General features: G+C 67.9%; 25 protein-coding genes and 1 pseudogene. 14 read left to right on the top strand and 12 right to left on the bottom strand.

The genetic code is table 11. The annotated features are described in order from the left end of the window. Window positions 1-246: 246 nt before the first annotated feature. The 3 genes from E5671_RS04035 to E5671_RS04025 all read right to left on the bottom strand — a co-directional run bounded on the left by E5671_RS04035 (window position 247) and on the right by E5671_RS04025 (window position 3,833). The gene (locus tag E5671_RS04035; RefSeq protein ID WP_160502466.1) at window positions 247-798 is read right to left on the bottom strand and encodes a DM13 domain-containing protein; all 552 of its coding nucleotides are present in this window, start codon (window positions 796-798) and stop codon (window positions 247-249) included. 104 nt (window positions 799-902) lie between these two features. Further along, window positions 903-1,412 carry a hypothetical protein gene (locus E5671_RS04030; protein WP_160502465.1) on the bottom strand — a complete coding sequence of 170 codons (510 nt, stop codon included), beginning with the start codon at window positions 1,410-1,412 and terminating at the stop codon, window positions 903-905. A gap of 1,296 nt (window positions 1,413-2,708) precedes the next feature. Next, the gene (locus E5671_RS04025) at window positions 2,709-3,833 is read right to left on the bottom strand and encodes a hypothetical protein (protein ID WP_160502464.1); all 1,125 of its coding nucleotides are present in this window, start codon (window positions 3,831-3,833) and stop codon (window positions 2,709-2,711) included. 552 nt (window positions 3,834-4,385) lie between these two features. Between E5671_RS04025 and E5671_RS04020 the strand changes: the two genes are divergently transcribed. From E5671_RS04020 to E5671_RS04010, 3 genes are read left to right on the top strand one after another with little or no spacing between them, the layout of a single operon-like run. Further along, window positions 4,386-4,586: a hypothetical protein gene (locus E5671_RS04020; protein ID WP_160502463.1), complete on the top strand. Its 201-nt coding sequence runs from the start codon at window positions 4,386-4,388 to the stop codon at window positions 4,584-4,586. After that, window positions 4,583-4,807: a hypothetical protein gene (locus tag E5671_RS04015; RefSeq protein WP_160502462.1), complete on the top strand. Its 225-nt coding sequence runs from the start codon at window positions 4,583-4,585 to the stop codon at window positions 4,805-4,807. Before E5671_RS04020 ends, E5671_RS04015 begins: the two co-directional genes overlap by 4 nt. Next, window positions 4,807-5,136 (top strand): DUF6233 domain-containing protein, encoded by a 330-nt coding sequence (locus tag E5671_RS04010; protein ID WP_160502461.1) that lies wholly within the window; start codon window positions 4,807-4,809, stop codon window positions 5,134-5,136. Before E5671_RS04015 ends, E5671_RS04010 begins: the two co-directional genes overlap by 1 nt. A gap of 842 nt (window positions 5,137-5,978) precedes the next feature. On the opposite strand, the gene E5671_RS04005 is transcribed toward E5671_RS04010, so the two are convergent. Next, the gene (locus tag E5671_RS04005) at window positions 5,979-7,253 is read right to left on the bottom strand and encodes a DUF3326 domain-containing protein (protein WP_160502460.1); all 1,275 of its coding nucleotides are present in this window, start codon (window positions 7,251-7,253) and stop codon (window positions 5,979-5,981) included. Between the two features lie 987 nt (window positions 7,254-8,240). Here E5671_RS04005 and E5671_RS04000 point away from each other — a divergent pair. Then, a complete protein-coding gene (locus E5671_RS04000; RefSeq protein ID WP_160502459.1) occupies window positions 8,241-8,732 on the top strand; it encodes an NUDIX hydrolase in 492 nt (163 codons plus the stop codon). Between the two features lie 879 nt (window positions 8,733-9,611). On the opposite strand, the gene E5671_RS03995 is transcribed toward E5671_RS04000, so the two are convergent. Then, window positions 9,612-10,754, bottom strand: a complete 1,143-nt coding sequence (locus E5671_RS03995) for a Rieske 2Fe-2S domain-containing protein (RefSeq protein ID WP_272902816.1) — start codon at window positions 10,752-10,754, stop codon at window positions 9,612-9,614. Window positions 10,755-11,308: 554 nt separating this feature from the next. Here E5671_RS03995 and dapB point away from each other — a divergent pair. The 7 genes from dapB to E5671_RS03960 all read left to right on the top strand — a co-directional run bounded on the left by dapB (window position 11,309) and on the right by E5671_RS03960 (window position 16,845). Next, a complete protein-coding gene (dapB, locus tag E5671_RS03990; protein WP_160502457.1) occupies window positions 11,309-12,058 on the top strand; it encodes a 4-hydroxy-tetrahydrodipicolinate reductase in 750 nt (249 codons plus the stop codon). A 147-nt stretch (window positions 12,059-12,205) separates the two neighbouring features. Continuing rightward, entirely contained in the window at window positions 12,206-13,354 is a 1,149-nt protein-coding gene (locus E5671_RS03985) for an isopropylmalate synthase (protein WP_160502456.1), read from the top strand. 27 nt (window positions 13,355-13,381) lie between these two features. Next, a complete protein-coding gene (locus E5671_RS03980; RefSeq protein WP_160502455.1) occupies window positions 13,382-13,567 on the top strand; it encodes a lysine biosynthesis protein LysW in 186 nt (61 codons plus the stop codon). Window position 13,568: 1 nt separating this feature from the next. Beyond that, window positions 13,569-14,417 (top strand): ATP-grasp domain-containing protein, encoded by an 849-nt coding sequence (locus E5671_RS03975; protein WP_160502454.1) that lies wholly within the window; start codon window positions 13,569-13,571, stop codon window positions 14,415-14,417. Then, window positions 14,414-15,469, top strand: coding sequence for an N-acetyl-gamma-glutamyl-phosphate reductase (argC, locus tag E5671_RS03970; RefSeq protein ID WP_160502453.1), 1,056 nt, complete (start codon window positions 14,414-14,416; stop codon window positions 15,467-15,469). The genes E5671_RS03975 and argC overlap by 4 nt, the downstream gene beginning before the upstream one ends. After that, window positions 15,466-16,269 carry an amino acid kinase family protein gene (locus E5671_RS03965; RefSeq protein ID WP_160502452.1) on the top strand — a complete coding sequence of 268 codons (804 nt, stop codon included), beginning with the start codon at window positions 15,466-15,468 and terminating at the stop codon, window positions 16,267-16,269. Before argC ends, E5671_RS03965 begins: the two co-directional genes overlap by 4 nt. Window positions 16,270-16,281: 12 nt before the next feature. Then, window positions 16,282-16,845, top strand: a complete 564-nt coding sequence (locus tag E5671_RS03960; protein ID WP_160502451.1) for a glutamine amidotransferase-related protein — start codon at window positions 16,282-16,284, stop codon at window positions 16,843-16,845. On the opposite strand, the gene E5671_RS03955 is transcribed toward E5671_RS03960, so the two are convergent. After that, a complete protein-coding gene (locus tag E5671_RS03955; protein ID WP_443032564.1) occupies window positions 16,836-17,267 on the bottom strand; it encodes a nitroreductase family protein in 432 nt (143 codons plus the stop codon). The two genes, E5671_RS03960 and E5671_RS03955, sit on opposite strands and share 10 nt — an antisense overlap. 177 nt (window positions 17,268-17,444) lie before the next feature. Between E5671_RS03955 and E5671_RS03950 the strand changes: the two genes are divergently transcribed. After that, entirely contained in the window at window positions 17,445-18,611 is a 1,167-nt protein-coding gene (locus E5671_RS03950) for a pentapeptide repeat-containing protein (RefSeq protein WP_237330094.1), read from the top strand. Between the two features lie 72 nt (window positions 18,612-18,683). On the opposite strand, the pseudogene E5671_RS03945 reads toward E5671_RS03950, so the two are convergent. Beyond that, window positions 18,684-18,791, bottom strand: a pseudogene (locus tag E5671_RS03945) (IS21-like element helper ATPase IstB); the annotation flags it as partial. A gap of 6 nt (window positions 18,792-18,797) precedes the next feature. Between E5671_RS03945 and E5671_RS47340 the strand changes: the two are divergent. After that, window positions 18,798-19,238: a VOC family protein gene (locus E5671_RS47340; RefSeq protein ID WP_336605657.1), complete on the top strand. Its 441-nt coding sequence runs from the start codon at window positions 18,798-18,800 to the stop codon at window positions 19,236-19,238. A gap of 122 nt (window positions 19,239-19,360) precedes the next feature. Here E5671_RS47340 and E5671_RS03940 read toward each other — a convergent pair whose 3' ends face one another. From E5671_RS03940 to E5671_RS46020, 5 genes are all read right to left on the bottom strand, one after another. Continuing rightward, complete coding sequence (locus tag E5671_RS03940; protein WP_160502449.1) at window positions 19,361-19,759, bottom strand: hypothetical protein; 399 nt, start codon at window positions 19,757-19,759, stop codon at window positions 19,361-19,363. A gap of 504 nt (window positions 19,760-20,263) precedes the next feature. Further along, window positions 20,264-20,713: a hypothetical protein gene (locus E5671_RS03935; protein WP_160502448.1), complete on the bottom strand. Its 450-nt coding sequence runs from the start codon at window positions 20,711-20,713 to the stop codon at window positions 20,264-20,266. A 200-nt stretch (window positions 20,714-20,913) separates the two neighbouring features. After that, window positions 20,914-21,915: an ArsR/SmtB family transcription factor gene (locus E5671_RS03930; protein WP_336605656.1), complete on the bottom strand. Its 1,002-nt coding sequence runs from the start codon at window positions 21,913-21,915 to the stop codon at window positions 20,914-20,916. A gap of 188 nt (window positions 21,916-22,103) precedes the next feature. Continuing rightward, a complete protein-coding gene (locus E5671_RS03925) occupies window positions 22,104-23,819 on the bottom strand; it encodes an ISL3 family transposase (protein WP_160502447.1) in 1,716 nt (571 codons plus the stop codon). Between the two features lie 31 nt (window positions 23,820-23,850). Then, window positions 23,851-24,588 carry a hypothetical protein gene (locus E5671_RS46020; protein WP_237330988.1) on the bottom strand — a complete coding sequence of 246 codons (738 nt, stop codon included), beginning with the start codon at window positions 24,586-24,588 and terminating at the stop codon, window positions 23,851-23,853. 1,006 nt (window positions 24,589-25,594) lie between these two features. On the opposite strand from E5671_RS46020, the gene E5671_RS03910 reads away from it, so the two are divergent. Further along, window positions 25,595-26,017, top strand: coding sequence for an RICIN domain-containing protein (locus E5671_RS03910; RefSeq protein ID WP_160502446.1), 423 nt, complete (start codon window positions 25,595-25,597; stop codon window positions 26,015-26,017). The last annotated feature ends 353 nt before the right edge of the window (window positions 26,018-26,370 follow it).

Here is a 26,370-nt window from a genome sequence, read left to right as displayed (position 1 = left end):
AGCATCGCCGCCGGCGCCAGCCGTCATCGCGACACAGCAGCCCTGGCCAGAAACCGACGGCTTCATGGCTACCCCCAATTCCGTGCTGCGTGGCTTGGCGGATTCCTCCGACGCCCCCCACGAACTCCCACGACCGCACCCGCAGCCACACCCCCGCCTCGCCAGCTCCAGGACAGCCCGGGGACCCGAGGCTTCCCTCGGTCGTCCCCGGGACGGGTGAATCCGCGAGCGGGCCCGACCGAACCGTCAGACGGGGCTGAGTTCGGCCGCCCCGAAGGACACGCTGAAGCGCTCGCACCAGATGCTGACGCTGCTGTACTCGTTCACGTCGAGGCCGGCGGGCAGGGCATAGTTCTGGTCCCCCTTGTTGCCCTTGAGCTTGCCGAGGCTCTCGTACTTCCCGTCATCGAAGACGCCCCAGCCCGCCTTGCCTTCCTTCACCGGAGCATCGGTGATCCAGACGTGCAGGTCCGGGCCGTTGCTGGTGTCCAGGCCACTCAGGCGCAGGGCGTGCGAGCCGTCGGCCAGGCGGAGGATTTTCGCCGAGCCGGTGGTGTTGTGCTCGTGACTGATGAACTGGCCCGTGGCCACCGTGTGTGGCCCCTTAGGCGACGGTGGTGCGGAACTGGTGCTCGGCGACTGGCCCTTGGCAGGTTCGGGCGCGGCTGTGGGCAGTTCCTCGCGGACGGTCTCGTCCGTCCACAAGGTCCACGGTTTGAACCAGTAAAGAGTCGCTCCGATGACCAGGATGGCTGCCGCGACCGCTCCGAGAACCACTGGTTTGCGCGCTCTCGTCATTCTTTGCCCCCTGAGATATTCGATCCTTTTGACTCCTGGGGAAACGTCGCCCAGAACGACGTTTCCCCAGGTCAATTGATATTCGCGACGTACGCCAGCCGAGATCAGACGGTCCCGCGGACGGTGAAGTCACACCACGGTGTCCACGACGACGTAAGCGAGTGGTCCTCCGCCCGGACCCGCCAGCGGTAGGAGCCCTCGGGCAAGGACATTGCCAGAGGCAGGCTCAGCGCCCTTCCCCCGTTGGCCGGCCTGGTCTCCTGGATGAACGGTGCGTCCTCGCCGCCGGGTCTGGCGATCTCGAACTGGCCATTCATCTCGGGATAGCTGGGATAGGGATAGGAGGGATCCCCTTCACTGGGTTCGACGGTCGCGGCGAACTGGGTGAAGACGGACGGGTATACGACCGGCGGTGTCGCTCCGCAGAACTGGTAACCCTCGTAGGGGCCGGCCGAGACACGCGGCAACGTCGGCGTGCCGGGGGTCCCGGCCACGGACGTTGCGGCCTGGGAGGGCGACACGCTCAGCGCCCCGAGGACCGCCACCATCGCGCCCATGAAGGCGCTACGCCGAGTCCATCCCCCGGTCGCGGTACTCCTGCGATCCCTGGTCATCGAAACCCCCATCGTTCCCACGGTGCAGCCCACCTCTGGTCCGGTGCGCCATGACGGGGATCAGTAGACACTCTGGCCTCACGCGTGGAACGACAACTGAGCCATCCGTCATGGCTCCGTAAGCTCTCGGCGCGCAGCCGCATCCCAGGCGCGGGGGCGTCCGTCACGCAGCCGCCCGAGTTTGGGGTGAAGGTGCGTCGGCGGGCTCCGGGGGTGGTGCCCAGATGCGTCCGGAAGCGGCGCCGCAGAGCGACTGCCGAGGCGGGTGCGACGCGGGTGGCGATGGGTTCGACCGGCAGAGATTGCCACGGGCGAACTGGTGTTGATCGCTCGGCTCTCGCTGGTAGGTAGTGCCGCGTGTCGATTCACGCAGGCAGGCAAGATCGCGTCACAAGCTCCCGGGGCCGGCAGCGCCGAGAGCATGGTCTGCGGCATTGGCTGCAAGGACGCCGTACGCCGCCTGAAGGTCGACACCGTGGCGGAGTTCGGCATGGGACGCGGCCCCGCCCCGATTCCGAACTCGCCCAGCAGGTCGAAGCACTTGCCGACGTCCTGTAGATACAAAAAATGCCCCGGCTGGACGGGGGAGACCAGCCGGGGCCGAAGGTGGTGGCACGCGGAGGGCGGTCGCCTCTCGGCGAGTGGCTCCATGGGGCTTCAGCCGAACGATCGTCCCCATGGGCTATAGGTGAGGCCCGGGGACACTGTCCCCTCCGCAGCCACATCTAGATGAACGATGGGTCGTACACGGATGTTCCAGGCCGACGGCATTTCCAGGGTGAACTGGGTCACATCGCACAGGGTCGGGCGTGCGCTCGGGAGCGAACCCGTCCCTCAGGCGGATCCGGACGCCGTAGGTGACCGTTGGCAGAAGCACGGGCCGCACCGGCCGTGGGGGGCCTTCGCGGTCGGTACGCCTTGCCTTCACTCTCCTCCACGAACAGGGTGCAAAGCGGAACGGAGGGGCACTTTTTCTCCTACGCCAATCTGCTTTATCCCGGCGGATCAGCACGCCGCGTCTGAGCCCCGGCTCGCGCGAGGGCACACGGCCCGTTGGACCGGGGGTATGAGCGACAGCGAAGAGCGGGTCTCGGCGAGCTAAGGCGCGGCCCGGTGGCCAACATCGACCTGACCGGGGGCGGCCTCACCGGCACCGGACTGGAACTGACCCACCATCCGACAACACCCCGACGAGATCAGTAGGCCCCGGAGGCAGCCAACAGTTGGCCCGGCAGGCTGAAACCGGCTGATTGGTAGGCCGCCGGGTCGTTTCCGGCGGCCTACCAATGGCGCTGCTTAGGGCAGCGACCACCAGTTGACCCACAGGTCGGAGTCATCGGTGATGACGAACGCGTACGGCCGCTGCGTGGCGTTCGGATTGTCCTGCATGGTGATTGCTTCTCCGGGGCGTTCGATGACGCGTCCGGGTGGCGTGTTCTGGGCGGCCCAGTGCCAGGCCTTGCCGTCCCACCAGTTGACGTACAGCTTCGAGTCGTCGGTGATGACAAAGACGTAGGGGCGGGTGAACGCGTTCGGGTCGTTCTTCATCGTGACCACGCCGACGGAGTCGAGGATGAGCCGCCCGCTGGGCGCACCTTGCGCGCTCCAGTGCCAGGCCTTGCCGTCCCACCAGTTGACGTACAGCTTCGAGTCGTAGCCTTGGATGAAGGCGTACGGCCGCTCCGCCGCGTTCGGATCGTTCTGGGCGCTGATGACGCCGGCACCCTTCTTGACCGGCTGCCCCGACGGGGCGCCCTGGTCGCTCCAGTGCCACTTGGAGCCGTCCCACCAGTTGACCCAGACCTTGGAGTCGTCGGTGATGACGAAGGCGTAGGGGCGGGTGAAGGCGCTGGGGTCGTTCTTCATCGTGGTGACGCCGATGGGCCGGGAGATGGTGCGGTTCGGCGGGGCGCCCTGGTCGCTCCAGTGCCACTTGGAGCCGTCCCACCAGTTGACCCACAGGCGGCAGTCGTCGGTGATGACGAAGGCATACGGGCGCTGCGCCGCGTTCGGATTGTCCCGGGCGGAGATGACGCCGACACCCTCACGGATCAGACGTCCGGCAGGCGCGCCCTGGTCGCTCCAGTGCCACTTGCTGCCGTCCCACCAGTTCACGTGCAGTTTCGAGTCGTCGGTGATGACGAAGGCGTACGGGCGCTGCTGCGCGCCCGCGTCGTTCTGCATCGTGACGGCGCCGACCTTCTCGATGATCGTGCGCCCGGCCGGCGTGCCCTGGTCGCTCCAGTGCCACGCCTTGCCGTCCCACCAGTTGACGTGCAGGCGCGAGTCATAGCCGCGCACGAAGACGTACGGCCGCTGCATGGCCTGTGGGTCGTCCTTCATGGTGACGGCGCCCATCGTGGCCCGGACACCGACTGTGGTGGTGGGCTGTTCCTGGTCGTTCCACTGCCATGAACCCATCGCGTTCCCTCTCCGGCCCCCGTCGCGAGCATCACGGGCAGGGGCATGCTGAAGTGAGACGTGCTCTCAAGGCGCTGGCCCCACGGGAGGTGGGCGCCAGGGTGCGGGGACGGGTCCGGCCGGAGTCCCTCGGCGTACCGTGCGGGCACACTCTGGCACCGCCTGGCTGACCTGTCATCGCCGCAGAAGCGAGGAAGCGATCCACTGGCCTGTTTCCGACATGTCAGCTGACAGCGTCGTATTCCCGGCAGCAGGTTTCATGTGCCCCTCAGCCTGCAATCCGCGGATGGAAGAACGCCGAGGGTGAGGTGACAGACGCGAAGGTCCTGGCGGTCGAATGGCCAAGTATCGCCGCGCCTGACCGCCCGCCGTAGCTGTGGCGGAGGGGCGCCGCGCCCGAGTAGCCGCACGCCGACAGCATCTCTGGCGTAGCCGTCACGGAAGCGCGGCCAGACCGAGGCCAGAACCAACTGGCGCTCTCAGTCACAGTAGGGCTGTGCGGACGCGCCGTCTGACTCGCACCAGAAATCGAACACATGCTCTACTGGGGGTATGGTGCACACCGAACACACCCCCGACATCGTGCAGACCCAGCGCGACTGGACCCGCACCTACAATGCCCTCGCCCAAGCCCCAGCCACCAGCAACACCGCTCTGCGGCGTCGGCTCATCGGCCTGTCCCGCCGCCTGGTGCAGGATGTACCGCGGACCCAGCTGGCCGACCTGCGCCGCCGCACCGAGGAGCAGACATGACACGGCGCTCGCAGGACATCAGCGACCGGCAGCAAACAGTCCTGTCCTGTATCCGCGCCCACATCCTCGACCGGGGCGAGGCCCCCAGCGTCCGGGGAATCAGCCGCGCCGTCGGACTGGCCAGCCCCTCCTCCGTGCTCTACCAGCTGCGCCGCCTCGAACAGGCCGGGGCCGTCGTACGAGCCAGTGGCGCCGGCTGGCGGGAGTACCGGCTCAGCTGATGACGGAGATCCGGCGCATCGACGTGCTCCGCTTCCTGGAACGGGTGCAGGAACGCGACCTGGCACGCACCCGCGTCTGGATCGCGGACGAGGAGCGGCGAGAGACCGAGCGGATCCGCGGCGAGCGGGCCCGGCCGCCGGCCCCGGACTGGCTCATCGAGCCGGGCCTGAGTGGACGCGGCCCGGTGTATGTGCACCGGGGCGATTGCCACATGGCGGGCAAGCGGTCACGAGGCGTGGACCGGGACCAGGCGCGCCGCGCGCTGACCGAGGGCGTTGATGCCTGCCCGCACTGCCGACCCGACACCGAGCTCGGTGTGCTGGAGTAGCGCGCTGGTCATCCGGACGGGTCGGCGCCCGCGCCGAAGGCGGGTATGTCTGCGGCGGTGGCGTCCAGTCGGAGAGCTGGTAACCGGTACGTAGTCGAACCCTGCGCTATGCCCCGCAATCCATTGCCCTCCAGCTCACCTCGGCCGGCGCTGACCGGCGTTGGTCGTCGCCATCACCACGGGGAGTGAGGGGAGTGAGGGGAGTGACAGAGGGAGCCAGAGCTGCCTGCAGGACCGAGCAACGGGCATGCGAGTGCCATCGCTCCCCAGTGGCTGCGTCATTCGGAACAACAGGCGACCACAGGCACGATCGGCCCGCTTACAGCGGAACCGGAACTCTTCCCCGTATGTCCTCGGCATCGACATCTCGGCATCGACATGTGGTCCAGCCCGCGCCTCGCCCTGCTACTCGCTGGCGACAACGCGCTATCGATCTGCGTTACCGCGGTGTCGTCCTCGAAGGCCACGCCGCTGACATCGCCGACATCGCCGCCGTCGCGGGGGAGATCGAGAGGAAGTTGGCTGAGGTTATTCAGGACACCGCTGGTGCCGGTGGTGCGGCCCACTGCGGTGACTTCGTGGCGTGCGTTGATCATGATGTTGCCGAAGGGGCGTTTCCGACCCCCAGGACATCATCGCTGGCCCATCCCCGCGCCATGTCGCACCGGTACAGCCGACGGTCGTAGCTGCCAGGACAACGAGACGAATGACCGCGTGCGAGGTAAGCGCGCAAAACGCCCAAGGGGCGAAGGTGCAGCGGGCGAACCCCCACCTCGCCTTCTTCGCCGCCGGCACTACGCAGGTCAGGTCGTTCGTGGGCGGTCACGGGTCGGCACGCCAGGTCAACCAGCCGGTTCGGAAGCGCTCAAGCCCAGTGTCCGCAGCGGCCGGGTGAGAGTTTCCGGGCTGATGCCGCCACGTAGAGCGAGGACCAGCCCGGCTGCCTCTGTGTAGTTGGCGACCTCGGACACGCCCGGTAGGTCGAGTGCATCGGCGGTGACATCGAGAATTGTGGTGTTCTCTCGAACGGCGAGTACCGGAACTCGTCGGCGTAGTGCTTCAAGTACGGGAACACCGCCCAAGGCATCTGCCGGAGCTACCACTGCGATCACGTCGTCGATGCTCACCTCGTCAGTTAGCCGGGCACCGCGGGCTTCTGGCGAAATCTGCGGGGCGCTGCCCAGCGCGATGAGCACGCAGGCGAGTCCGCTGACGGACACCAGCTCTCCCGCGGAACGGGCGTCGACCACAGAATGATCGAGCATGAGATCTTTGAAGTTCATCATCGGAGCGTGGGCGGCTGGGACCCCCAGGACACGAACAATCAGGTGCGAGAGTACGGCTTCGGCGCCGCCGACCGGATTGGCGTGACTGCCGCTGAAATGAGCGGAATAGTTCTGGCTGGTGAGATCCTGGACATTCGTCGTGACCGCGATGGCGTTCGAGCCCCGGTCGATCAGTGACTGAGCGGCTTCCAGCAGCACATCCGGCGAATCGATGCATCCCACATAGGCACCGGACTCATTTCGAACACAGCGTGTGCCGATGGGGCGTTCGGTGACCACGTAATCGACGACGTCGATGCCGTGCACCGCGCGCACCGCGTTGGTCACATTCCATACATGCTCAACAGCCGCAGTCGCGGAGCTCTCGATGATCAGCCCGACCCGGTTGCCACGGGACCGGTGAAGATTGATCTGTCCTCGGGCGAAGGAGTCGATGCACGAGCCCTCGGTGTACAGGATCCGTTCGCTGGTCCGGACGAAGTTGGAGGCATTGAGGGCGTTCGGGTTCGTGACTACCAAGTCCGCGGCCTGCGCCAGCAATGCGGTGACCGGCGCCGCGTCCCCGGCGTACCCGCCGATCGCGCAGCCGATCCCGGTAGGGATGAGGCTGATGACTGTAGCGAGCCCCGAGCGGGTGCGGGGAGGCTGGATGGGCGGCCCGGGGAGGTTGCCGCCGTATTCAGTGCTCTCGATGACGACGCGGTTCCGGTCGGCCTCGCTGATGAACCAGCGCAAAGCGGGTTCTCCGAAGGAGCTTTCGATGAGCCTGAGCAGTGCATCGGCTTCACCCGCGTTGGAACGATCGACTTCGTACCTGCGGTTCGAGATCATGGTGTCGTACCGCCTTCCTCACCGTTGGATACAGCCGCAGCCCACCCACTACTCCACGCAAGGTGCTGGCCAGCACTCAACGGATTGCGGCGGTGGGGCGTGAAGACCAGACATACAGCAAGTCCATCTCCACTGGGCGGAAGGCGAGCAGGCGCGCCTTTGCCGAGCCGGTGATCACGGGTGTGAGCAGTTGAGGTGCAGGAAATCCCGGTGCGATTGATCTTGCCGGCTACACGGTCTCCGTGGGCTGGAGGTCCTGGTCCTGGTCCTGGAGACGCTGCCGCGGTTCGGTTTCCTCCGGGGTGAGCGCATCGTCCGGGCGTCGGATACGGACTCGGCGGGGTCGGGGGATGCCGTCGGTGCCCTGGAGGTCGGCGAAGTCGGCGTGCGCCTGGGCGACGGCCTCGGGGGGACCTCATCCTGTAGTCCTGTAGGGCTGCGCAGACGTCGTGCCCCGCGCGGTCAGGGTGTCCGCGGGCAGGCGGCCGGTGTCGCCGGTGACGGTAGTGACCCGCTGTCTGTGCGCGCTAGATGACTAGCGACGAACGCAAAGATCACCCACGAGTCGCTTCACGGCATCAGCACTGTCGTCCCCGTCCCCCCCGCATGATCCGTTGGCCGAGGAACACCGCGCTTTCCGCCACCTTCTGCGCACCGGAGAGGCGGGCCCTCTTGTCACCCTGGAAGAAGGTGCACAGGCGGTCGCCGTATCGAGTCCGTCTGCATACAAAACGGCGCAGCCGAGCCCCCTTCTGAGCTGGTGCAGCAGTTCCTGACCAGCGCAGCCACATCGGCCCGGCGTCGCCCGGCCGGACCGCGTACGCTCCCAAGACCACGCCGGATCAGGCAATCCCCTGAGCCGCCCGGCGGTCACGTATCCGTGGTCCGCCGGTGCTGCGGCCGGCCGGGCCACGCACAGGCGGGCTGGCCGGGAGCGTCACCCGCCCCCGGCTGACGGGCATCGATGTGAAGAGGGGCCCAAACTCCATGCACGACTACGTGAGCGATTTGCGGGCCCTGGTGGGCCACCGCCCTTTGATCCTTCCCGGCGCCGCGGTACTGCTCACCGACGACGAAGGCCAGGTCCTGCTGCTGGCGCGAGCAGACACCGGAGGATGGGGCCTGCCCGGCGGACTGATGGAACCCGGCGAGAGCCTCGAGGACACGGGCCGACGCGAAGTGAGAGAGGAAACCGGCCTCAACATCGGCACGTTGCAGCTGTTCGGGGTCTATTCCGGGGCGGAGCAGTTCTACCGCTACCCCAACGGCGACGAGATCTACAACGTCACCGTCGTCTACCGGGCCTCTCTTCCCCCGGGCAGCACACCCCGGGTCGAGGGCCTGGAGAACACCGACTGGCGTCTGTTCCTGCCCGACCAGCTCCCCGCAACGCTCATCAGCCCCGAAAGGCCGATCCTGGCCGACTTCGCCCAGGCCTCCGGCCGCCCTCCGCATCCAGGAACCGCCACGGCCACCTGAGACCAGCCCGGTGAGCGGAACGCCGCCCCGGGGCCCCGGCTTTGACCTCAGCGACCGCCGCTCGCAGGTGGCGATCAACCAGCAGTTCGGGACATTCCTGCGGGCTCCTCTTTCGGCCACGGTCTTCGTCGGCACAGGCCGGGCTGCCGGTGCACGCGCCGCCTGGGGGCCGACGGCACACGCCGCCTGGGGGCCTCGGTGACCAGCGCGGCTCCGTCCTTCTGGATCACCGCGACCTCGACCGCGTACAGGTAGTCGATGGTCCGGAGAGTGGGGAGCATAGCCGCCCGGATGAGGCCAGGGAGGCGGCCTTCTTCTCGCGGTGAGGGCTGACCGGCTGACATCTCGGCCGGGTGCGGGCGGTATCGGGCTGCTTGCCGAATAGCCAGCCGCAGTCGCAGCGGTGTTGGGGTTTCTGCCTGGGCTGCTGCTGCGTTTTTGGGTGCGGGAGTTCCGCGTATGGCCAGGGCCCGCGCTCGCTGTGCCGCAGGGCCCGGCGCCTCCGCGTTTCCCGGCGCACGAGGGAGGGGTGAATGGAGCCTGTCGCAGACCCTGGCCCGACTACCCGTGAGTGGGTGAAATGCATCCTGGCCCTGCGGCACTTGAAGAAGACCTGGGCTGGGGAGCAGCTCGAGTTCTTGCCAGAAGTAGCTGGGACGATGCACGAGAAGAGGGAGCTTGCGCTGGCCGGTTGCGTGATCCTTCCCTACGGCTTCCGCCGACCAGATTCGCCCCATGGTCCTCGCGATGGCCAACGGCATGGCCATCGGCGGCTTCTGCGAGCTACTTGCTCCCGGGGAGACCGTCAAAGTCGCCCAGCGCGCCCATGAGTTGATCCTCGGTGATCGCCTCGCTGTGCGGGGCAGGCGATCGGCTGCGCTATGGCGAAGGAGCTGGCTCTGACGGTGAGCGTGGCTTTGTGAGCGAGGGGTGGGGCGGGTAGAACTGGCGGGCCCAGTGCCGGTATGTGCCGATGGGGCCGTCAGCCTGGTTGAGTGCGGGGTGTGGCTGGTACTGCTTGTGGTGCCAGATGGGGTGGTCGGCCCGGGTGTCGTGGAAGAACCAGGCGACCATCAGTCGGCTGAGTGTCCGGGTGATCAGGCGGCCGAGGGTGCGGTCCAGGCGGTGCAGTGGTCCGACGGCGGTGACCGTGGCGGCCATGCGGTAGTGCGTCCGCCAGGGCGCGACGGGCAGGGGCAGCATCCATCCGATGACGTGGAAGCCGTAGCGGCTGAAGTCGACGTGGGAGTACATGGCGCCGAGACCGATGTAGGTGAAGGTGAGCTGTCCGTGCCCGACGTAGCGGCCGAGCAGTGGGATGCGGCGGCGCAGGCGTACCGACAGTCTAAGGAAGGGGCCGTCGCTGTGCGGTGCGGTGATCTCCTCCACCAGGTTGCCGTGCACGGGCAGCAGGTGCCCGTAGTCCAGCGCGTTCTCCAGGATCTCCTGAGGGTGGCTGGCGAGTTCGATCTGCTTGGCCCGCAGGACGGGGCGCAAGCCGATGCCGGGGAGCGGAGGAAGCTCCCACTGGGGTTGTCTGCTGGGGTGGTGCCACAGCCAGACCAGGCCGTGGGCTTCCCGCACGTGCAGCAACGCCAGGGTCGCCCGGGGAGGCGTCCCGTACGGTGTGCGCTCGCACCGGCCGTCCAGGCCGAAGGCGAACCCGTGGAAGGGGCATACCAGTAGCTCCCCGTCCACACGGCCGCCGACTCCCAGGTGCGCGCCCATGTGCGGGCAGAAGGCCTTCGTCGCCCGTAGCCGGCCATCGCGGGTGCGGTAGACCACGATGTCCTCTCCCATGAACAACACCGTCCGTACCGCTCCCGAAACCCAGTCCCTGCTCAGGCCCGCACAGAACCAGCCGCTGGGGTAGGGCAGCGCCGGCACCACGGCGTCGCCGGCGAGCGCCTCAGCACCTCTACGCCGATCACGTCGGGGCCTGCGGTACCGGGGGACGTACACGGTTTGCCTCCAAGGCAGGTGCGCCAACTGCTCCGTCGGACTGCGCCCCGTATTCCGCATGCTGCTGCGGATGTCGGTTGGTCCCTTTCTGACCGCTCACAAGCCAGGCCGACAGCCATCCTTCCTAACGGAGGGTCCGATGCACGGCAACGGTAGCGCCGGCCCTTCAACCCGATTGAGTGGGACAGCGGGAAGGGAAAACCCAATAACCCCCGCCCGGAGGCCGGCAATTCGAGCGGGGGAAGCTCTTCTCGGGCTGCGGATTCGGTTCGGACCCATACCTCCCGACGTTCCTCTCGTGGTCAGAGCGTCGGCCCAACGCGGCGTGGAGCCCGGTCTGCGTCTGGTGGCTGGCTCGGGGCCACGGTCGGCAGCAGCCCACATCGGCCAGGTCCTCCGTGGCGTTCTCGCGGAGTCCTGATCCATGAGTCCGGGGTCTCCCGCACTTTCTCGACAAACGGCATCAACAACCAGCCGCAGTCCCAAAGATGTCGGGTGATCTCAAGCGGCAGAGGGGAGGTTCCCGGCGCCTGCCGCAGTGTTGCGTGTTGCCCCGCCCCTACGCGGATCTGCAGCGACAGCGTGAGTAGCGGAGGGATGTCGGGAGGAGCAGGATGGGCGCTATCCGAGTGGGAGTGATCGGCGCGGGCGGACGCATGGGGCGTGAGGTGGTCAAGGCCGTCGAATCCGCTGACGATCTGGAGGTGGTGGCTGCCCTGGGCCGCATGGACCCGCTGCAGAGTCTCATCCGGGCCGGCACCCAGGTCGCTGTCGAGCTGACCCACCCCGACGCGGTTATGGACCATCTCGAGTTCTGCGTGCGCGCAGGAATCCACTCGGTGGTCGGGACCACCGGCTGGACGGACGAGCGGCTGGACACGCTCAGTGGCTGGCTTGCCGGCTCTCCCACGACGGGCGTGCTCGTCGGCCCCCTTTCCGTCGGGGCGATGCTGACCATGCGTCTTGCGCAGTACGCGGCGCGCTGGTTCGAGTCCGTCGAGGTCGTCGAGATGCATCACCCCGACAAGATCGACGCTCCGAGCGGCGCCGCCGTGCGCACTGCCCGGCTCATCGCCGAAGCACGCCGTGAGGCAGGCAGTGCAGCACCGCCGGACGCCACCTCCACCGCCCTGGCCGGCGCTCGTGGTGCGAACGTCGAAGGGGTGCCGGTGCATGCCGTGCGAGCGCGTGGGCTTGTGGCCCGCCAGGAGGTCATTTTCGGTGGCACAGGCGAGACGCTCACGCTCCGGCACGACTCCATGGACCGTGCCTGCTTCACGTCCGGCTTCCTCCTCGGAGTGCGTCGGGTCGGTTCGGTACCGGGGCTGACCGTGGGGCTGGAGTCCTTCATGGACTGGGACTGAGGCCTGGTGGCCTGCGCACGCACGGACGCTGCATCCGAGCTTGGCGCAGGGCTTCGCGGGACCGGGCCGCCGCTGAATTCGCACACGCCGGGAGAGCAGTCCGCCTGGGACTGCTGGCAGAACCGTGGAAGGCAAGGGGTGGAGCACATGGCAGCGGAGATGAGGGAGAGCGTGCCGGGGGCGCCGCGCATATCGGATGCCACGCTGCGGGACTCCGCGCACATGGCAGGCGTCGAGTTCGCTCCGAAGGATGCGGCGGCCATCGCTGACCTGCTGGTCAGGACCGGCGTCGATCGGGTTGAGGTAGGCATGGTGTCGGGCCCGGGAGCCAGGGACGCAGATCTGATCCGCGCCACGCATGAGGCGGTCGGCCCCGAGCGCAGTATCACGCTCGTCGTGGTGCGCGATCGGCGGCAGGTCGCCACGGCTCTTGACGAGGCCAGGCGCCTGGGCGTGCGGAACGTGATGTGCTCCCTGCCCACGTCCGCGTGGCATGCCGAACTCAAGCTCGGCTCGACCAGTCTCAAGCTCCTGCAGGCGCTGGCCCGTTCGGCGATTTCCCAGGCCAAGGACCGAGGGTTTCATGTCACCTTCAGCGGTGAGGACGGCGCGCGCACCCCTACCGATCGGCTTCTGCCCTATGCGACGACGGGTTTCCAGGCCGGAGCCGACCGCTTTCGGCTGGCGGAGACAGTCTCCTGTCTCTCGCCGTGGCAGATGCAGGAGCTGATCGCGCACCTCGTGGCGATCGAGGGCTCCGAGATCGAGGTCCATTCACACAACATGCTGGGCATGGCCGTCGCCAACTCCCTTGCCGCTGTCCGTGCAGGGGCCCGGTGGGTCTCTGCGACCGTTGGCGGTATCGGCGAGCGCGGCGGCAACACGCCGCTGGCCGAACTACTCACCGCGCTGCGCGTCCTGCACGCGGACACCCGGTTCGACCTGACCCACCTCACCGAGCTTTCCCGCCTCGCGCTGGGGAGCTCCGGCCTCGGCGATGCTTTTCAACCCGGGCCGGTCACCTGGCACGCGTTCGCCTACGAGCTGGCGGGCCAGCTCAGCCATCCGGAGGCGTACGAGACGCTGCCCGCCGAACTCGTCGGCAATGAACGCCGGTTACGCGTGCGCAGCCGCCTCACCCCCGCCCTGGTCTCCTGGGCGCTGGCCGATTCGGGCCTCGACGTGGACGTCGAGTCCTTCACCGCCTGGCTCATCGAAAAGCAGCAGCGAGACGGTAACCCGCTGCTCGATCAGGACGCGCTCCGTAGGGCCGCCGCAGTCTTCCCATCGGTCTGACACCCAGATGAGCAACGGAGGTTCCTCATGACGAGTGACACGCTCGCCGGTACCTGCCCCGAGTGCGAGACGGACCTGACCGTACCAACGATGGTCCGGGGCGAGACCCTTGTCTGCCCCGAGTGCATGCTCACGCTGCGTGTCGAGGACGTCTGTGAGGGCCGGATCACCCTGCACATGGTCGAGACCCGGCTTCGCGACTGGGGCCAGTGACATGCGACAAACCGTCGCCGTCGCCGCGGACCGGATCGGCTGGGAAGAACGTCGGCTGATCGCGGCCGCCCCGGCTTTCGGCCTGCACCTGTCCTGGGTCAATGACGAGTCGATGTGCCTGGGCCACCCGGCCGCGCCGTCGCTCGCGGGCTACGACGCGCTGCTGGTGCGCAGCCGCAGCTACACCCGCGGCGGTCTCCTCGCCACGCTCGCCGAGGCCGCCGCGGTCCACACGCTGAACACCGCCCGCGCGATCAGCATCTGTCAGAACAAAGCGGTTCTGCGCACCGTGCTGCGCTCCGAGGGGATCCCCGTCCCGGACTTCCGCCTCGTGCTCTCCCGCAGAGACTTCGAGCGCTGCGTGCAGGAACTGACCCTGCCGCTGGTCCTCAAGCCGATTTTCGGCGGCATGGGCAAACGCGTCACCCTGCTCCGGCACGCGGACACCGCCGCGTCCGTATACGACTACATCGAGGACCTCGGACACGCCTTTGAGCAGGCATGCCTGGTGGAGCCCTATGCGGGAGACACCTCGGTGCGCTGCCTTGTCGCAGGAGACGAACTGCTCGGCGCCGTCGAATTCACCGGAGATGGCACCGACTGGCGCTCCAACGCGGCGCTGGGCAACCGAACCCGCCCCATGGCCCACGACCCGGACCTGCGCAAGATCCTCGACGGTGTGGTGTCCGCTCTGGGCCCCGGCATCTATGGAGTGGACCTCTTTCGCACCCCGGACGGCTACATGGTCAACGAGGTCAACCACGCCCCGGCCTTCCGGGCCTTGGACGAGGCGGTCGAGGCGGACATCCCCACGGCCGTCGCCCGCCACATCCGGGAGGCCCTGGCATGATCCGTGCGGGAGTGATCGGTGCCTCCGGACTTGTCGGCGGCGAACTCATCCGGCTCCTCACTCAGCACCCCGGCATGAAACTGACGTTCCTTGGCGGCAACTCCAGCGTCGGCATGCATCCCGGCGACCTCCATCCCGGCCTGCGGCTCAACCCGCACCTGAGCGTGCAGCACGTCACCGCGGACACCGCCGACCAGCTCGACGTGGCCTTCCTGGCCACCCCCGGGCCGGTCTCGGCGGAACTCGCCGCGCTGCTCGCGGACCGGATCCCGGCCGTCATCGACCTCAGTGGCGCCTTCCGCATCCGCAACCGCCAACTCCATGACCGCTGGTACCCGAACGTGCAGCGCCGGGCCGACCTTGTGGACCGCTTCGTGTACGGGGTGCCGGAACTGGTCGGCGAGCAGATGAACGACGCCGCACTCATCACACTTCCCGGCTGCTACGCAACCGCGATCACCCTGGGACTTGCCCCTCTGATCCTGGGCATGGGCCTACAGGTGAGCCGGGTGCTCGTGGACGCCAAAGGCGGATCCAGCGGCAGCGGACTGCGCCTGCGCACCACAGGCCTGCATCCGCTGCGCAGCGGCGCCATCACGCCGTACGCCCCCACCGGGCACCGGCACGCCGCAGAGGTCACCGACTTCCTGCAGCGGACGCGGCCCGGTTCGATCGGCTCCCTGAGCATGTCCGCATACGGGGTCGCCACCGTGCGGGGCCTGCTCGTAAGCCTCTACGTGTGGGCCGATCGGACCGTCGGCCGACAGGAGCTGGAACGAGCCTACCTGCGCTTCTACAGGGGGCACCCATTCGTGAGGCCACGGCGGCACACCGAGACGCGAATCCCGATGCCGGACCCACAGGCGGTGTTGGGATCAAACTTCTGCGACGTGACGGCCCTGGTTGACGAGGACGGCGGCCACATCGTCGTCCTCGCCGCCCTCGACAACCTCGTCAAGGGCGCCGCCGGCCAGGCCGTGCAAGCAGCAAACCGACGGTTCGACCTCCCCGAGGAGACGGGGCTGACCATGCAGCCGGTGATGCCCGCATGAGCACAACGCCGCACCAACCTCCCGCCATCGTGGTCAAACTCGGCGGCAGCTGCCTCGACTCCCTCAACGGCCCCTGGTGGGACGACCTGGCCCGCCTGGGACAGGAACGACCACTGGTCCTTGTCCACGGCTGGTCCCGCCCGCTGCAACGGCTTGACTCCCGCCATCGTCAGCCGGAGGCCATCCTGCGCGACCGGTACGGCAACCAGAGCCGCTGGACCACACCGAAGGTCCTCGACGACATCAGAACCGTAAGCACCGCGCTGAGCGAGGAAATCCTGGAAGAGCTCCACCAGCGCGCCATGACCACAGAGAGACTGCTCGGCAGCGACGGAGTGATCAGCGCGGGCCCCGCCGAGCGCTTGTGGTGGCAAGACCACCAGCTCATCGAACTGGACAACCTCGTCGGTCCGCCCACCAGCGTGAACACCGCACCACTGAAGCACGCGAGGCCAGGCCACATCCCTCTGCTGACACCGCTGGCACGCAACACAGCCGGCCAGGAGGTCAACACCGACGCCGACCGTGCCGCCGCGGCTGTCGCCGGCGCCCTCAGGGCCGCTGAACTGGTCGTGGTCACCAACGTCAGCCACCTCATGGTGGACGGGAAACCCGTCCGCCGGGTTGCTGCCCAGACCGCAACCAGACTGCGTGACACGGTCGCGACCGACGGGATGCGCAAGAAGCTGCGCGCCGCCTGCGAAGCCCTGGCACAGAACGTGGAGAGGGTCATCATTGGCAACGCACCCCTCACAGCCCTGCTCACCGCCCGAACCGGAACCATCATTACGCGAGACTGAGGGGGCAAACACGTGCTCCGTCCCCGCGTCCTGGTCGTCGACAACGGAACACTCTCCCTTCCGCACCTGCGCCGATGCCTGGAGAACCTGGGGTCACACACGGACACCGTGGACGCGGCCTCGGCCCCCTCCAGGCTCCAGCGCCAGCATCAGGCAATCGTGCTGAGCGGCACCAAAGTGCGCGCCGACAACCGCGAGCACTACCAGCCCGTCATCAACCTCGTCATGGCCAGCAACGTCCCCGTGCTCGGAATCTGCGGCGGGATGCAGATCCTCGCGGTCGCCGCGGGCGCCCACCTCCGCCCGGGGCCTCAACGGGTGGGACGCAGCAAGGTACAGGTCGACACGCACGAGCCCCTCTTCGCACACGTACAGCCCACGGTGACGCTTTTCCAGCGTCACACCCTTTACCTGCACACGGCCCCACCGGGCTTCCGCATCATCGGCCACTCCCGGCAGGCGCCCGTGGAGTTCCTCCGTTCCGACGACGGCCGACTGATCGGCTCCCAGGCCCATCTGGAATACCGCGCCGACGGCCTGGAAATCCTGCGAGGATTCGCACAGCTCTACCAGTAGTGTTCAGCCACCTTGGTCATGGCAACGGTTGAGCGAGACAGCACGCGAGAGGCGGGCGGGCGAGGCGTCAGGGCGCTTGAACACTGATGCTTCGGGGCCGAACTGTTTGCCGGTGCGGTCACATCAGTCGTGCCGAAGGAGATGCCGAACAGCAGCGTGAGCTCGTCGGGAACACCCAGAAACTCGCGGACGGTGTTTGCGTAGATCCCAAGCATGGTCTGCGGAATGCCGCCGAGCCCCCGGGCCGTCAGCGAGAGCAGGAAGTTCTGTGCGTACATGCCGATGTCACCGGCAGCCCGCACCCCGTCGCCGAACGCGGGCATGAAGAGGAAAGCGGCGTGGGGGGGCGCCGTGGAAGCGAGGTTTTCACGGGCATGCGCGTTCCTCGCTGCCGGTCTGGCTCTGTAGGCGAGAGTGGGCAACGTTTATCGACGGTTTCGGGCAGCACTTAGCGATCACAGGGCTCCCAAATGTCGATGAGAACTGGCGACGCCCTACGTCGTCCGGTGATTGCCCGTCGTGCCAGTGGCAGTTGAGCGCCGCCGCTCGAAGTCGTGCACCTTGATCGTTTTTTGACCGGCGCCTAGGCTCCCATGCCCATGGAGATGGGGGAGCCGGGCCGCGGCCTCAGGCCGTGGCGTGACCGGCTGGTCAAGCATCGTACGATCGCGGCCCTGCTGGCTGGGACAGCAGGGCTGGCCGTTCTGGGCGCGGTGCTCGTCGTCCTACCGGGTGTGGTGGTCGACCACGATCTTGCCGGGGCGAGCGTCGCTGCGCAGGACCGGCTGAAAGCGGTGAACGACGTCCGTACGACACTTCTGCAGGCCGTGGGCGGCATGGTCGTGTTGTTCGGCGCGTTCGCCACCTGGCGGCAACTGCGCGTCAGCCAGGACGGGTTGCGCGCCACCCAGGAGGGCTATATCACCGACCGGTTCAGCACAGCCGTAGATCAGCTCGGCAGTGACAAGCTGGAAACACGCATCGGCGGACTCCACGCACTGTGGCGGATCGCGGAGCACTCCGCCCGTGACCGCGAGGCCATCATCTCCATCCAGGCCGCTTACCTGCGTACACACCTGCCGTGGCCGCCCGCCGGACCATCAGCTCCAGCGGCAGATGTACCTATCAACAACGTTGTGCCGCTGGAGGTCCGTGCCGCCGACGCCCAGGTGGCGCTGACTGGGCTCGGCGTGTTGTTGCTGCAACCCCGGGAGCAGTCCTGGGTCAACCTCAGCGTGACGGATCTGCGCCGGGCCGACTGCGACGGGCTGTGGCTGCATGAGGTCAACCTCGACCGGTCCTGCATGGAGGCGGCGGGCCTGTACCACGCCAACCTGACGCAGGCGTCTCTCGTCTCGGTCAACCTGCGGCACGCCGACCTCAAGACGGCGATCCTGCGCCGGGCCCGCTGCGTTCTGGCTGACGTGCGGGGCGCCCGGCTGGTCGAAACGGACTTGCGTGACGCGGACTTCACCGAAGCCGACCTGCGCGAGGCGAACCTGCGCAATGCCGACGCAGGCGGCGCCGTCTTCCGCCGCGCTGACCTGCGCCTGGCCGACTTGCGTGGCTCCGACTTGAGCACGGCCGACCTGCTCCAGGCACGTCTGACCGGCGCGCTGGCCAGCGAGCACACTCGCTGGCCAGCCGGTTTCGACCACGCGGCCGCCGGCGTCGTTGTCACCGAGGACCCCGGCCCCGAACCTCCGCCACTGCTCCAGCCCTCAGGGATAACGACGCAGCACCCGCCCCTGCGGTCCATGCCGTGAATGCCGTGACCGAGGGGCCCGCTGCATGCGGGAAGACCTGGCCGACTAACTCCTCCTCTGTGGGGTCCGTGGTCAGCTCGTGGCAGCGTCTTGCCCGGCGGCCCGGGCCCTGGTGCTGGCGAGCCGGTAGGACTTGGTACCGGTCTCGATGATGTCGCCGCCGAAGGTGAGCCGGTCCACGGGGGTGTGGGGCATGCTGAGCTGCGCCGGCCTGGCGGTGGCGCGCTGGTGTTCGGTTCGACCCGGCATGCGGACACCGTGCACGGCGTGATGCGGGCCGGTGCCGGCGCGGTCTACGTGGTGAGCGATGAGGTGGACGCGGTAAACCGGCGGGCCGTCGACACAGGGGGCGAGGTCCTCGAACCGCCGCACGAGACCCGTTTCGGTTCGGGTGCAGCGGCGTACGTGCGCACTGTGCGGGATCCCGAGGGCAATCTGTGGACCTTCGGCACCACCCGCGGGCCCTTCGCCGGCGGAGAACCTCGGGAACAGCTGAGGGGCACCGTCAGCAGGCCCAAGAGCGCCCAAGGGTGCGTCATTTTGCCGCGCCGGTGGGTGGTGGTGCAGGTTGGTGTCCTTCGAAGGCAGCACCCGGTTCGGTCTGGTGGTCTTCGAGGGCAACGCTGAATTCAGGTCGGCGATCCGTAAGAGCGACGCCCGGTTCACGTCGGCGGCTTTCCATCGGTCGGTCAGTTGGGGGCCGTTGGTGTGCGCGGGGCGGCGACGTCACTTGCGGCCGGTCGGGTGGGTCAGGGCCGGTTGTATCGCACGCACTTGCTCGAAGGCGTGTTCACATCGTCCAGACAGACTTTGACGTACGCGGCCCCGCCGGGCCCATCCGCGGGGATTGTGCCGTTGAACCGGTACGTCCCGTCGCACTTGATGCCGGTGCTCCAGGTGCCGAGCTCCTGGCCAGAGGCACCGTAGGCGCCGAACCATGCCCTGTGGCAGCCGACGGCCCGGAGGGTTCCATCGGCCCCGACCGACCGGTTGTACCAAGTCAGGGTGCCGCGGAGGTAGCTGGCACCGACTGTCACGTCGAAAGGGGTGGTCGGGTAGGCGGCGGTCTGCGCGCCGGCGGCGGGAGCGCCCAGCAAGGTGCCCGCGGTCAGCAGGAGGGAACCGAGGGCGGCGAGATGAGTCTTCATGCGATCTCCGGGATGGGGTGAGCCGGTTCGTTCCGCCCGCCTGGGCGCAGACCAGGTTGAAGCCTTCGTACTCGAGGTGTCCGGTGATCTGGCGGGGCAGGGCGGGAACCGAGAGCTTGTCGGTGGCGGCGTCGGTGGTATCTACGAGATCGGGGCGGGGGGTTGGCCCAGATGCCGGAAAGGGGGTCGGCCAGAGCGGGGACCCGTCGGGGACCTGTCCGGTCTTGCCTGTGTCACCGGGCAGGTCCCGCGCGGTCTGGTCGCGGCCTTGGTCCCCTCTTGGCTTGTGTTCGGACCTTCGTTCGGGCCCCTGTTGCCGGGCTCCGTTTCGGGCCTGTTCAAAGCGCTCCGCCGCGCCGTGACGATGGCGCGATGGCGGCGCTCCAACCTGCCGGACAAGATGGGGGAGGGGATGGGGTTTTGCGGTTGGCAGGCTCTCTGACCCAGGCGTCGGCCGCGTCGGCCTCCCCAGGCGCGGGTGGCGGGCAGCTGCGAGGCGGTGGGTCAGAGCCGCCGGAGGGGGGTAGTACAGAGCAGGTCTTTGAGATTGCCGTCGTCGAGGCAGACGCGTACGAATGCGGCTCCTCCGACGACATCGGCCGGCACGGTGAAGCGGTAGCTCTTGGTGTTGCCGCACGCCGTGTCGGAAGAGGCGGAGCCGCCCGAGCCGATCTTGTTGCGGTGGGCGTCGTAGGTGTACGCCCAGGTGCGTCGGCAGTAGGCCTCACCGGCTTGGCTCACCGACTTGTGCGTCCCTACCACCTCGACCGATCGGTTGTACCAGGTGACCGTGCCATCCGTCCACGTGTTCCCGACGGCGACGTGGAAGGGGGTGGGCAGGCCGGCGGCGGACTGTGTGCCGGGGGCGGTTTGCGCGGCGGCGGCGGGAGCGCCCAGCAAGGTGCCTGCGGTGAGCACGGCGGAGCCGAGGGCGGCGGCGAGATGAGTCCTCATGCGATCTCCAGGGTGGGGTGAGCCGGTTGCGGCTTCACATCCTGGGCGGGCCGGCCGCCTGTGGCCTACCTCTTAAGTCACGGCTTAAAGGGGGCCGGGACGGCAGGCGCGGCGCCTCGTGCACCTGGCACCAATCTCCGGTGGCATCCGGGCAGGACAGCGCCGCGCTCACCCATCTGACGCCCCGGCCCCCTTGGATCTCATGGTTCTGTCAGGGCACCGGTGCGCAGCAGGGCCAGCCCGAGGGGGGTGATGAAGTGCAGTACGGACCCGCCTCGGCGGCTGGTGGTGATGAGGTCGGTGTTCCGCAGCACTCTCGCGTGCTGACTGGCTGCTGCGGCCGTGACGTTGAGGCGGCGGGCCAGTTCGCTCGTCGTGCAGCCTTCCGCTGTGACATGCAGGGCGGCGGCTCGTGTGCGGCCGAGCAAAGACTCCAGGTTCCGCACGGCGGAGCCGTCGGCTTCTGCCGGTTCGCTACCGGTCAGCGACCGGCGCAGAGCCGGCACGGTCAGTCGGGGAGGCTGGGCGGGATCGAGCGGGTCCCACAGAAAGCTCACCGGGTGCTTCGAGAAGACCGTGGGCGTAATGATCAGTCCCCGTCCCTGGAGACGCACCTCAACTCGGCGCGGGTAGGGGGCTTCGAGCACCGGTGGACGCCAGCGGACCAGCGGTGCGCAGATCGAACGCAGCAGCAGATCGATGCCTCCTTCCAGCATCAGGTTCGCGCAACGGGTGGTCAGCGCGACCAGTTCGGACCGCCCTCGATGCCAGTAGGGCTCCACGGTCAGCCGATGGCAGGCGCGCACGGCCTCGGCGAGCTGCTGCCGCGCGTCGCGGTCGCCCTCGGACACCAGCCTGGCCCACGGCAGGTGTCCGGGGTGGAAGTCGAGACCCTCGAGCTCGCGCCGCAGCCGGGACACCGGAGCGTGCAGCAGGTTGTCCACGGCGTGGTCCACCGAGGGCGCATCACCCATCAGGGCCAGCAGATCAAGCCCGGGACCGCGCACCGGAACCAGGGACGTCAGGGGCCGCGTGTCCGCTCCCATCCGTCCCGCGACAGCCGACCGCCACGAGCGGAGGTGAGGAAGTTCCCGGTTCTCCCTCAGCAGCTCCAGGCTGTAGTAGACCTCCGCTGCGACGCCGATCGTTGCGGCCACCCGGGTCCGGGCGAGGTCTTCGGCCGTGAAGTGAATGCGTAACACCGACAGGCCCCCTGCGATCGAAGTGGAGCGCGTGAGCGCACCACCCCCAGCATGCCCCAACCCGGCATGGGGCATGGGGAGTTCAGGCCTCGGCGGCTTCGTCACCGGGCCTGGCCGGATAGAGCACCGGGCGGACAAGAAAGGCGGCGCAGCCCGTCGGCGCTACCCACCGTGGCCACCGCCCTTCGTCAACTTGCTGATGTTGGACGTCGGGCAGGAAGGAAGTGGCGCGTTCGTCGAGTTCTGCCGCACCTGCGCTGATGGCGATCGTTGAAAATGGCTCTGGTCGGAATCTCGTGACGGTCACGATCGCAGGAGAACCCGGGTGCGGAGGAGTTGGAATGCACCGCGGCCGTACATCTGCCGCTTGATCGTCTTAAACGGTTGATGTGGCCTTCCACTACGCCGGAGCTGTATGTGAGGGTCATTCCGGCGGTGACCGCGTCGAGGTCCTGGCGGAGGAACCCGGCGAAGCTGCGCATCGGGGCCGGAGCGTCCTGTTCGGCCTGGCGGATCCAGTCCATCAGTAGTTGTCCGCGCTGGTGGCGGACGAGGTCGGCGAAGTTTCGGGCCAGGTCGCAGGCTCGGGTGATGTCTGGGCAGGCGAGGCGGACTTGGAGAAGTTGCTCATCCTGGTGGTCCGTGAGGGCCTCGCGGGGCCGCATGATCCAGCCGGTGATCTTGTGCGGGCTGGGGATGTCGGTGCGGACAGGTTCAGCATTGCCAGCTCGGAGGGCGGCGAGGTGTTTGCGGACGACTTGGCGGCTGCCGCGGTAGCCGCGTTCGCGGACTTCGAGGAACAGCCGACTACCGCTGACTTGGCCCAGAGACTCGGTGAACCGCTGGTTGATGTACGGCTTGAAGGGCTCCAGCACGCCAGCTGGGCGCCGAACATGAGCCGTGGCGAGGAGCTGGGCGAGATCGGTGTCGCGGAAGCGGCGGACCGTCTTGCGGTCGAGGTGCAGGCGCCGGGCGATGGCGCTGATCGTCCAGCCTGCGTCCACGAGCCGGAGGATGTCCTCGCGACGGTGCCGGGTCCGTTCGATGATCTGGGTGCGGGGTAGTTCAAGCGGCGGCAGTTCGATGAGCGGAGGCTGCGGCGGTATCTGGAGGGTCTCGGCGTCGGCACGTTTACGCAGGCAGGAACGGTGCTGGTGGCAGGTCTTCTCCACCGCGGAGGCCAGGTTCTGGAGCAGATGCCAGCGGTCAGCCACCTCCCTGGCATGCGGCGCTGCTTCCTTGACCGCACGGCTGTAACCGCTGTCCCGGTCGCGGCACACGATCTCGGCCCCGGGGTGCACCTTCAGCCAGGCCGCGAGGGTCTCGCTGGTGCGGTCCGGCAGCACGTCGATCACAGTGGAGGACTCCACGTCGATGAGCACGGTTCCGTACGTCCGAGACCGCCTGAAGGCGAAGTCGTCGACGCCGAGTACACGTGGTGCCTGGTCCGGAACCAGCGGCGCGTGCAGCAGACCCAGCAGTCGCCCACGGCTGGTCGGCATGGCGAAGACGCCGCACAGGCGGACACCCGGACGGCCTCCCACGGCCAGCGCGACCGACCGCCACCACCTCTTCACCCCCGGACCGGCGCGGGCGAACCTGGTGGTCAGGCCCTCAACCTGCTCGACGAACGTGCGTCGCGGGCAGTCGGCGTTCTCGCAGAAGAAGCGCCGCACCGTTAGCCGAATCACCGCCCGGCGGCCACCGGTCGGATACATGGCGAGCCGTCGTTCGTAGCAGCTGTGCACGCGATGGGACAGAGCCGAGCAGTCGGGACAGACCAACTCTCCTACCACGCACTGTGCTTGGACCTCGATCAGCGCATCCATCTCGGCGATGCCGTCCAGCACCAGCCCGACCACCTGCGGCACCAGGAGCTTCCTGAGAGCCGATAATTCCCGCATGACCAGGGCATTCCCGCCCTGGTCATGATCGCTACGAACGAGGGATCGGATCATTCCCGGCGCCCGATGCCAGCCGACGGGCTTCGGCCGTGACCTCGGCATCGATCTGGGCCGGCGTCCGGTCCCCGTATTCGAGGATGTCGTACTCGTCGTCGAGCTCGGCGAGGCGCTCAGCCAGCGGCAGTTGGTGGCCAAACCGCTGGTGGATGCGCAATGCAAGCTCTCGCGGTGTCAGCCTGCCCGCCAGCATCTGGTCCGCGAGCGCCCGCACGGCGGCTTCCCGCCCAGCCTCGCTGTCGCGCGGGTAGAACGTGAGACCAAGCTCGTCGAGGGCAGCGGGCAGGAGATCGGGCACGTCGTACTCCGCCTCGCCGCGCGTGCACGCGGCCAGGATACGGAGCGCCGGACTGTCGAGCCCGGCAACGAGCGCCTCGCAGGCAGCGCCGACGACATCGGTCGCACGGGCCTCGCCGATACTCCAGAGAACAGCGAGATCCTGCAGGTCACGGGCTGAAGCTTCGATCGACGACACCCGCACATGATCCCCTGCACTGGGTGATTCAGTCGAACGTGTTTCGCTAGCAGCCACGGGGCGCTTCCCGGCGATCGTGACCGTCACGAGATTCCGACCAGAGCCAAGTTCAAAGATCCCCATCAGTGCCTCGGCGTGGATGAACGGCCGGTAGTAGGTGACGTTGCAGGACTCGACGATCTGGACGGTCCAGCAGCCGGGGATGACATTGCACCCCGCAATCTCGTGCTGCACCATATGCGCCTGCGTCGCCTGTCCGGCCGCCCGCAGGTACGTTCAGATGCCGCAGGCCGACGCCGACCAGAAGCGGCTTGTGCGGTGATCGAGGTGGGTGTGGTCGCTGTGGCCCGGGTGGCCGGGGCCGAGGATTCTGTTGAGAGCCGTGGTTGCGGGCCTGCTGGGCCCCCGGCGGCACCGTTCCGTGCCACCGGTTCAACGGCGGATGCCGAGCGGTTCTCACTCCTGGGCGGCGACATCGCGGACATCGAAGCCCCCGCTACCCCGCATGCTCATCAACGCTGCCGTGCGCGGCGGTCCGTATCTGTCTGCCGTCGGCTCTGCCCCGACCAGATCCGCCTTCCGGGCCACATCTGTCTGGGGCGTGGACGGCATCGACGCCACGTGTCGGCCGGCTCGTGGGAGTCCTGCACGGGCCCCGGCCGGTATCCGCCTTCACGTGGGATGCCGCCCGGACCGTCACCGGCCTTCCACCCCCACATCTTCCGCCGCCGCGCGGCGAGGGTCACCCGCCGAAGCGTTCTGACCCCATACCCCTCACCTGGCGAGGCAGCCCGCATGCCTCCGGTCCTCTTGTTCTGTCATCTAACGCTCCTGGGGTCGGAGTTGAGCCCTCTGCCTCGGGCTGCTTCTGCACCTGCCCGCCGTGAAAAAACCACCGCCCTGCGCTACAGACCCGACCTTCGCTGCCTCTCACCGACAACCGGTCCCCTTCTGGCTGCGTTCCGGCCAGAAGGGGACCGGACCCGGTGGCCGACGGCTGGGTCGTCGAGCCGGGCACCGTCTTGACGGGTGGCCTGCCGCGCAGACGGGCAAGGATCGGCGATTCGGACGCCTTTGCCGCAATGATGGCGTGATTGAAAGGCTATTTCCCTTGTTTACCGGCCACGTTGGATAAGGAATGGATGACCGTAAGTGCCTGTTACGGGACGAGTGAGAGGCATTTAGGGTGAAGGTGCTCGATCGGAACGGACATCCGCATACCCGCCCTCATCTGGAGAATTCCATGGCAGTTCTGCCCGACGGCGAGTACCTGATCAAGAACCCTGAGACGGACCTCTACATCGACCTGTTCAACGGCAGCCCTGAGCACAACACCCCGATTGTGGGACTCCCGCTGACCAAGGAGCCCAACCAGAAGTGGAAGGTCAGCACCACCAACGGCATCAACGAGTTCATCATCAAAAGCTCGGTGAGCGGCGAGGCCTTCCTGGGTCTGAGCGTCATCAGGATCTTCCCGCCGAGGATCGCGGCCGAGCCGATCCCGGTCCGCTGGTCGATCGAGCCGGTGGGCGACGGCCAGTACCGGATCGCGTTCCCGTTCGCGGACGGTGTGGTCTCCCTGCCCGAGGCCCGTCCGGGCACCCAGCTGTTCAACGAGCCGTTCCACGGCAGCCCGATGCAGTTCTGGCAGTTCGTTCAGGCCTGACCGGCTTGACCGACCCTTGAGGTACGGCGCGGTCACGCCCCCCAACCGGGCGGCGTGACCGCGCCGTTCGCATGCGCCGCCGCATGCGTGCTGACCCTGCTGCCATGCGCCGCGACACTCAGCACGATGAGATGTCGGCGAGGCGGCATTCTCGCTTCGGACGGACGCGCTCGCCGAGGTGTCAGACTTCCGTGAAGCGCGGGAGTACGCGCGGTGCGCAGACGTTCTCGGGGTGGTGGCCGGGACGACGCCTTGCTGGGTAACGCGTCGTGAGACCGCGGCCCAAGGCGCTTTCGCCGTTCCTTCATAGTCCGTCGCTGCCGCTTTTCTTCACTCGCCCCGCTCCTCTGGAA

This window comes from Streptomyces sp. BA2, assembly GCF_009769735.1.
Taxonomy (GTDB): Bacteria; Actinomycetota; Actinomycetes; order Streptomycetales; family Streptomycetaceae; genus Streptomyces.
The sequence above is the reverse complement of the archived record's forward strand: the minus strand, read 5'-3'. Positions and strand labels throughout refer to the sequence as shown.

What these genes read in the sequence shown, in the direction of transcription:
- E5671_RS04035 (WP_160502466.1), bottom strand. Translation starts at nt 798, where the DNA reads ATGACGAGAGCGCGCAAACCAGTGGTTCTCGGAGCGGTCGCGGCAGCC.
- E5671_RS04030 (WP_160502465.1), bottom strand. Translation starts at nt 1,412, where the DNA reads ATGACCAGGGATCGCAGGAGTACCGCGACCGGGGGATGGACTCGGCGT.
- E5671_RS04025 (WP_160502464.1), bottom strand. Translation starts at nt 3,833, where the DNA reads ATGGGTTCATGGCAGTGGAACGACCAGGAACAGCCCACCACCACAGTC.
- E5671_RS04020 (WP_160502463.1), top strand. Translation starts at nt 4,386, where the DNA reads ATGGTGCACACCGAACACACCCCCGACATCGTGCAGACCCAGCGCGAC.
- E5671_RS04015 (WP_160502462.1), top strand. Translation starts at nt 4,583, where the DNA reads ATGACACGGCGCTCGCAGGACATCAGCGACCGGCAGCAAACAGTCCTG.
- E5671_RS04010 (WP_160502461.1), top strand. Translation starts at nt 4,807, where the DNA reads ATGACGGAGATCCGGCGCATCGACGTGCTCCGCTTCCTGGAACGGGTG.
- E5671_RS04005 (WP_160502460.1), bottom strand. Translation starts at nt 7,253, where the DNA reads ATGATCTCGAACCGCAGGTACGAAGTCGATCGTTCCAACGCGGGTGAA.
- E5671_RS04000 (WP_160502459.1), top strand. Translation starts at nt 8,241, where the DNA reads ATGCACGACTACGTGAGCGATTTGCGGGCCCTGGTGGGCCACCGCCCT.
- E5671_RS03995 (WP_272902816.1), bottom strand. Translation starts at nt 10,754, where the DNA reads ATGCGGAATACGGGGCGCAGTCCGACGGAGCAGTTGGCGCACCTGCCT.
- dapB (WP_160502457.1), top strand. Translation starts at nt 11,309, where the DNA reads ATGGGCGCTATCCGAGTGGGAGTGATCGGCGCGGGCGGACGCATGGGG.
- E5671_RS03985 (WP_160502456.1), top strand. Translation starts at nt 12,206, where the DNA reads ATGGCAGCGGAGATGAGGGAGAGCGTGCCGGGGGCGCCGCGCATATCG.
- E5671_RS03980 (WP_160502455.1), top strand. Translation starts at nt 13,382, where the DNA reads ATGACGAGTGACACGCTCGCCGGTACCTGCCCCGAGTGCGAGACGGAC.
- E5671_RS03975 (WP_160502454.1), top strand. Translation starts at nt 13,569, where the DNA reads ATGCGACAAACCGTCGCCGTCGCCGCGGACCGGATCGGCTGGGAAGAA.
- argC (WP_160502453.1), top strand. Translation starts at nt 14,414, where the DNA reads ATGATCCGTGCGGGAGTGATCGGTGCCTCCGGACTTGTCGGCGGCGAA.
- E5671_RS03965 (WP_160502452.1), top strand. Translation starts at nt 15,466, where the DNA reads ATGAGCACAACGCCGCACCAACCTCCCGCCATCGTGGTCAAACTCGGC.
- E5671_RS03950 (WP_237330094.1), top strand. Translation starts at nt 17,445, where the DNA reads ATGGAGATGGGGGAGCCGGGCCGCGGCCTCAGGCCGTGGCGTGACCGG.
- E5671_RS03940 (WP_160502449.1), bottom strand. Translation starts at nt 19,759, where the DNA reads ATGAAGACTCATCTCGCCGCCCTCGGTTCCCTCCTGCTGACCGCGGGC.
- E5671_RS03935 (WP_160502448.1), bottom strand. Translation starts at nt 20,713, where the DNA reads ATGAGGACTCATCTCGCCGCCGCCCTCGGCTCCGCCGTGCTCACCGCA.
- E5671_RS03925 (WP_160502447.1), bottom strand. Translation starts at nt 23,819, where the DNA reads ATGCGGGAATTATCGGCTCTCAGGAAGCTCCTGGTGCCGCAGGTGGTC.
- E5671_RS46020 (WP_237330988.1), bottom strand. Translation starts at nt 24,588, where the DNA reads ATGGTGCAGCACGAGATTGCGGGGTGCAATGTCATCCCCGGCTGCTGG.
- E5671_RS03910 (WP_160502446.1), top strand. Translation starts at nt 25,595, where the DNA reads ATGGCAGTTCTGCCCGACGGCGAGTACCTGATCAAGAACCCTGAGACG.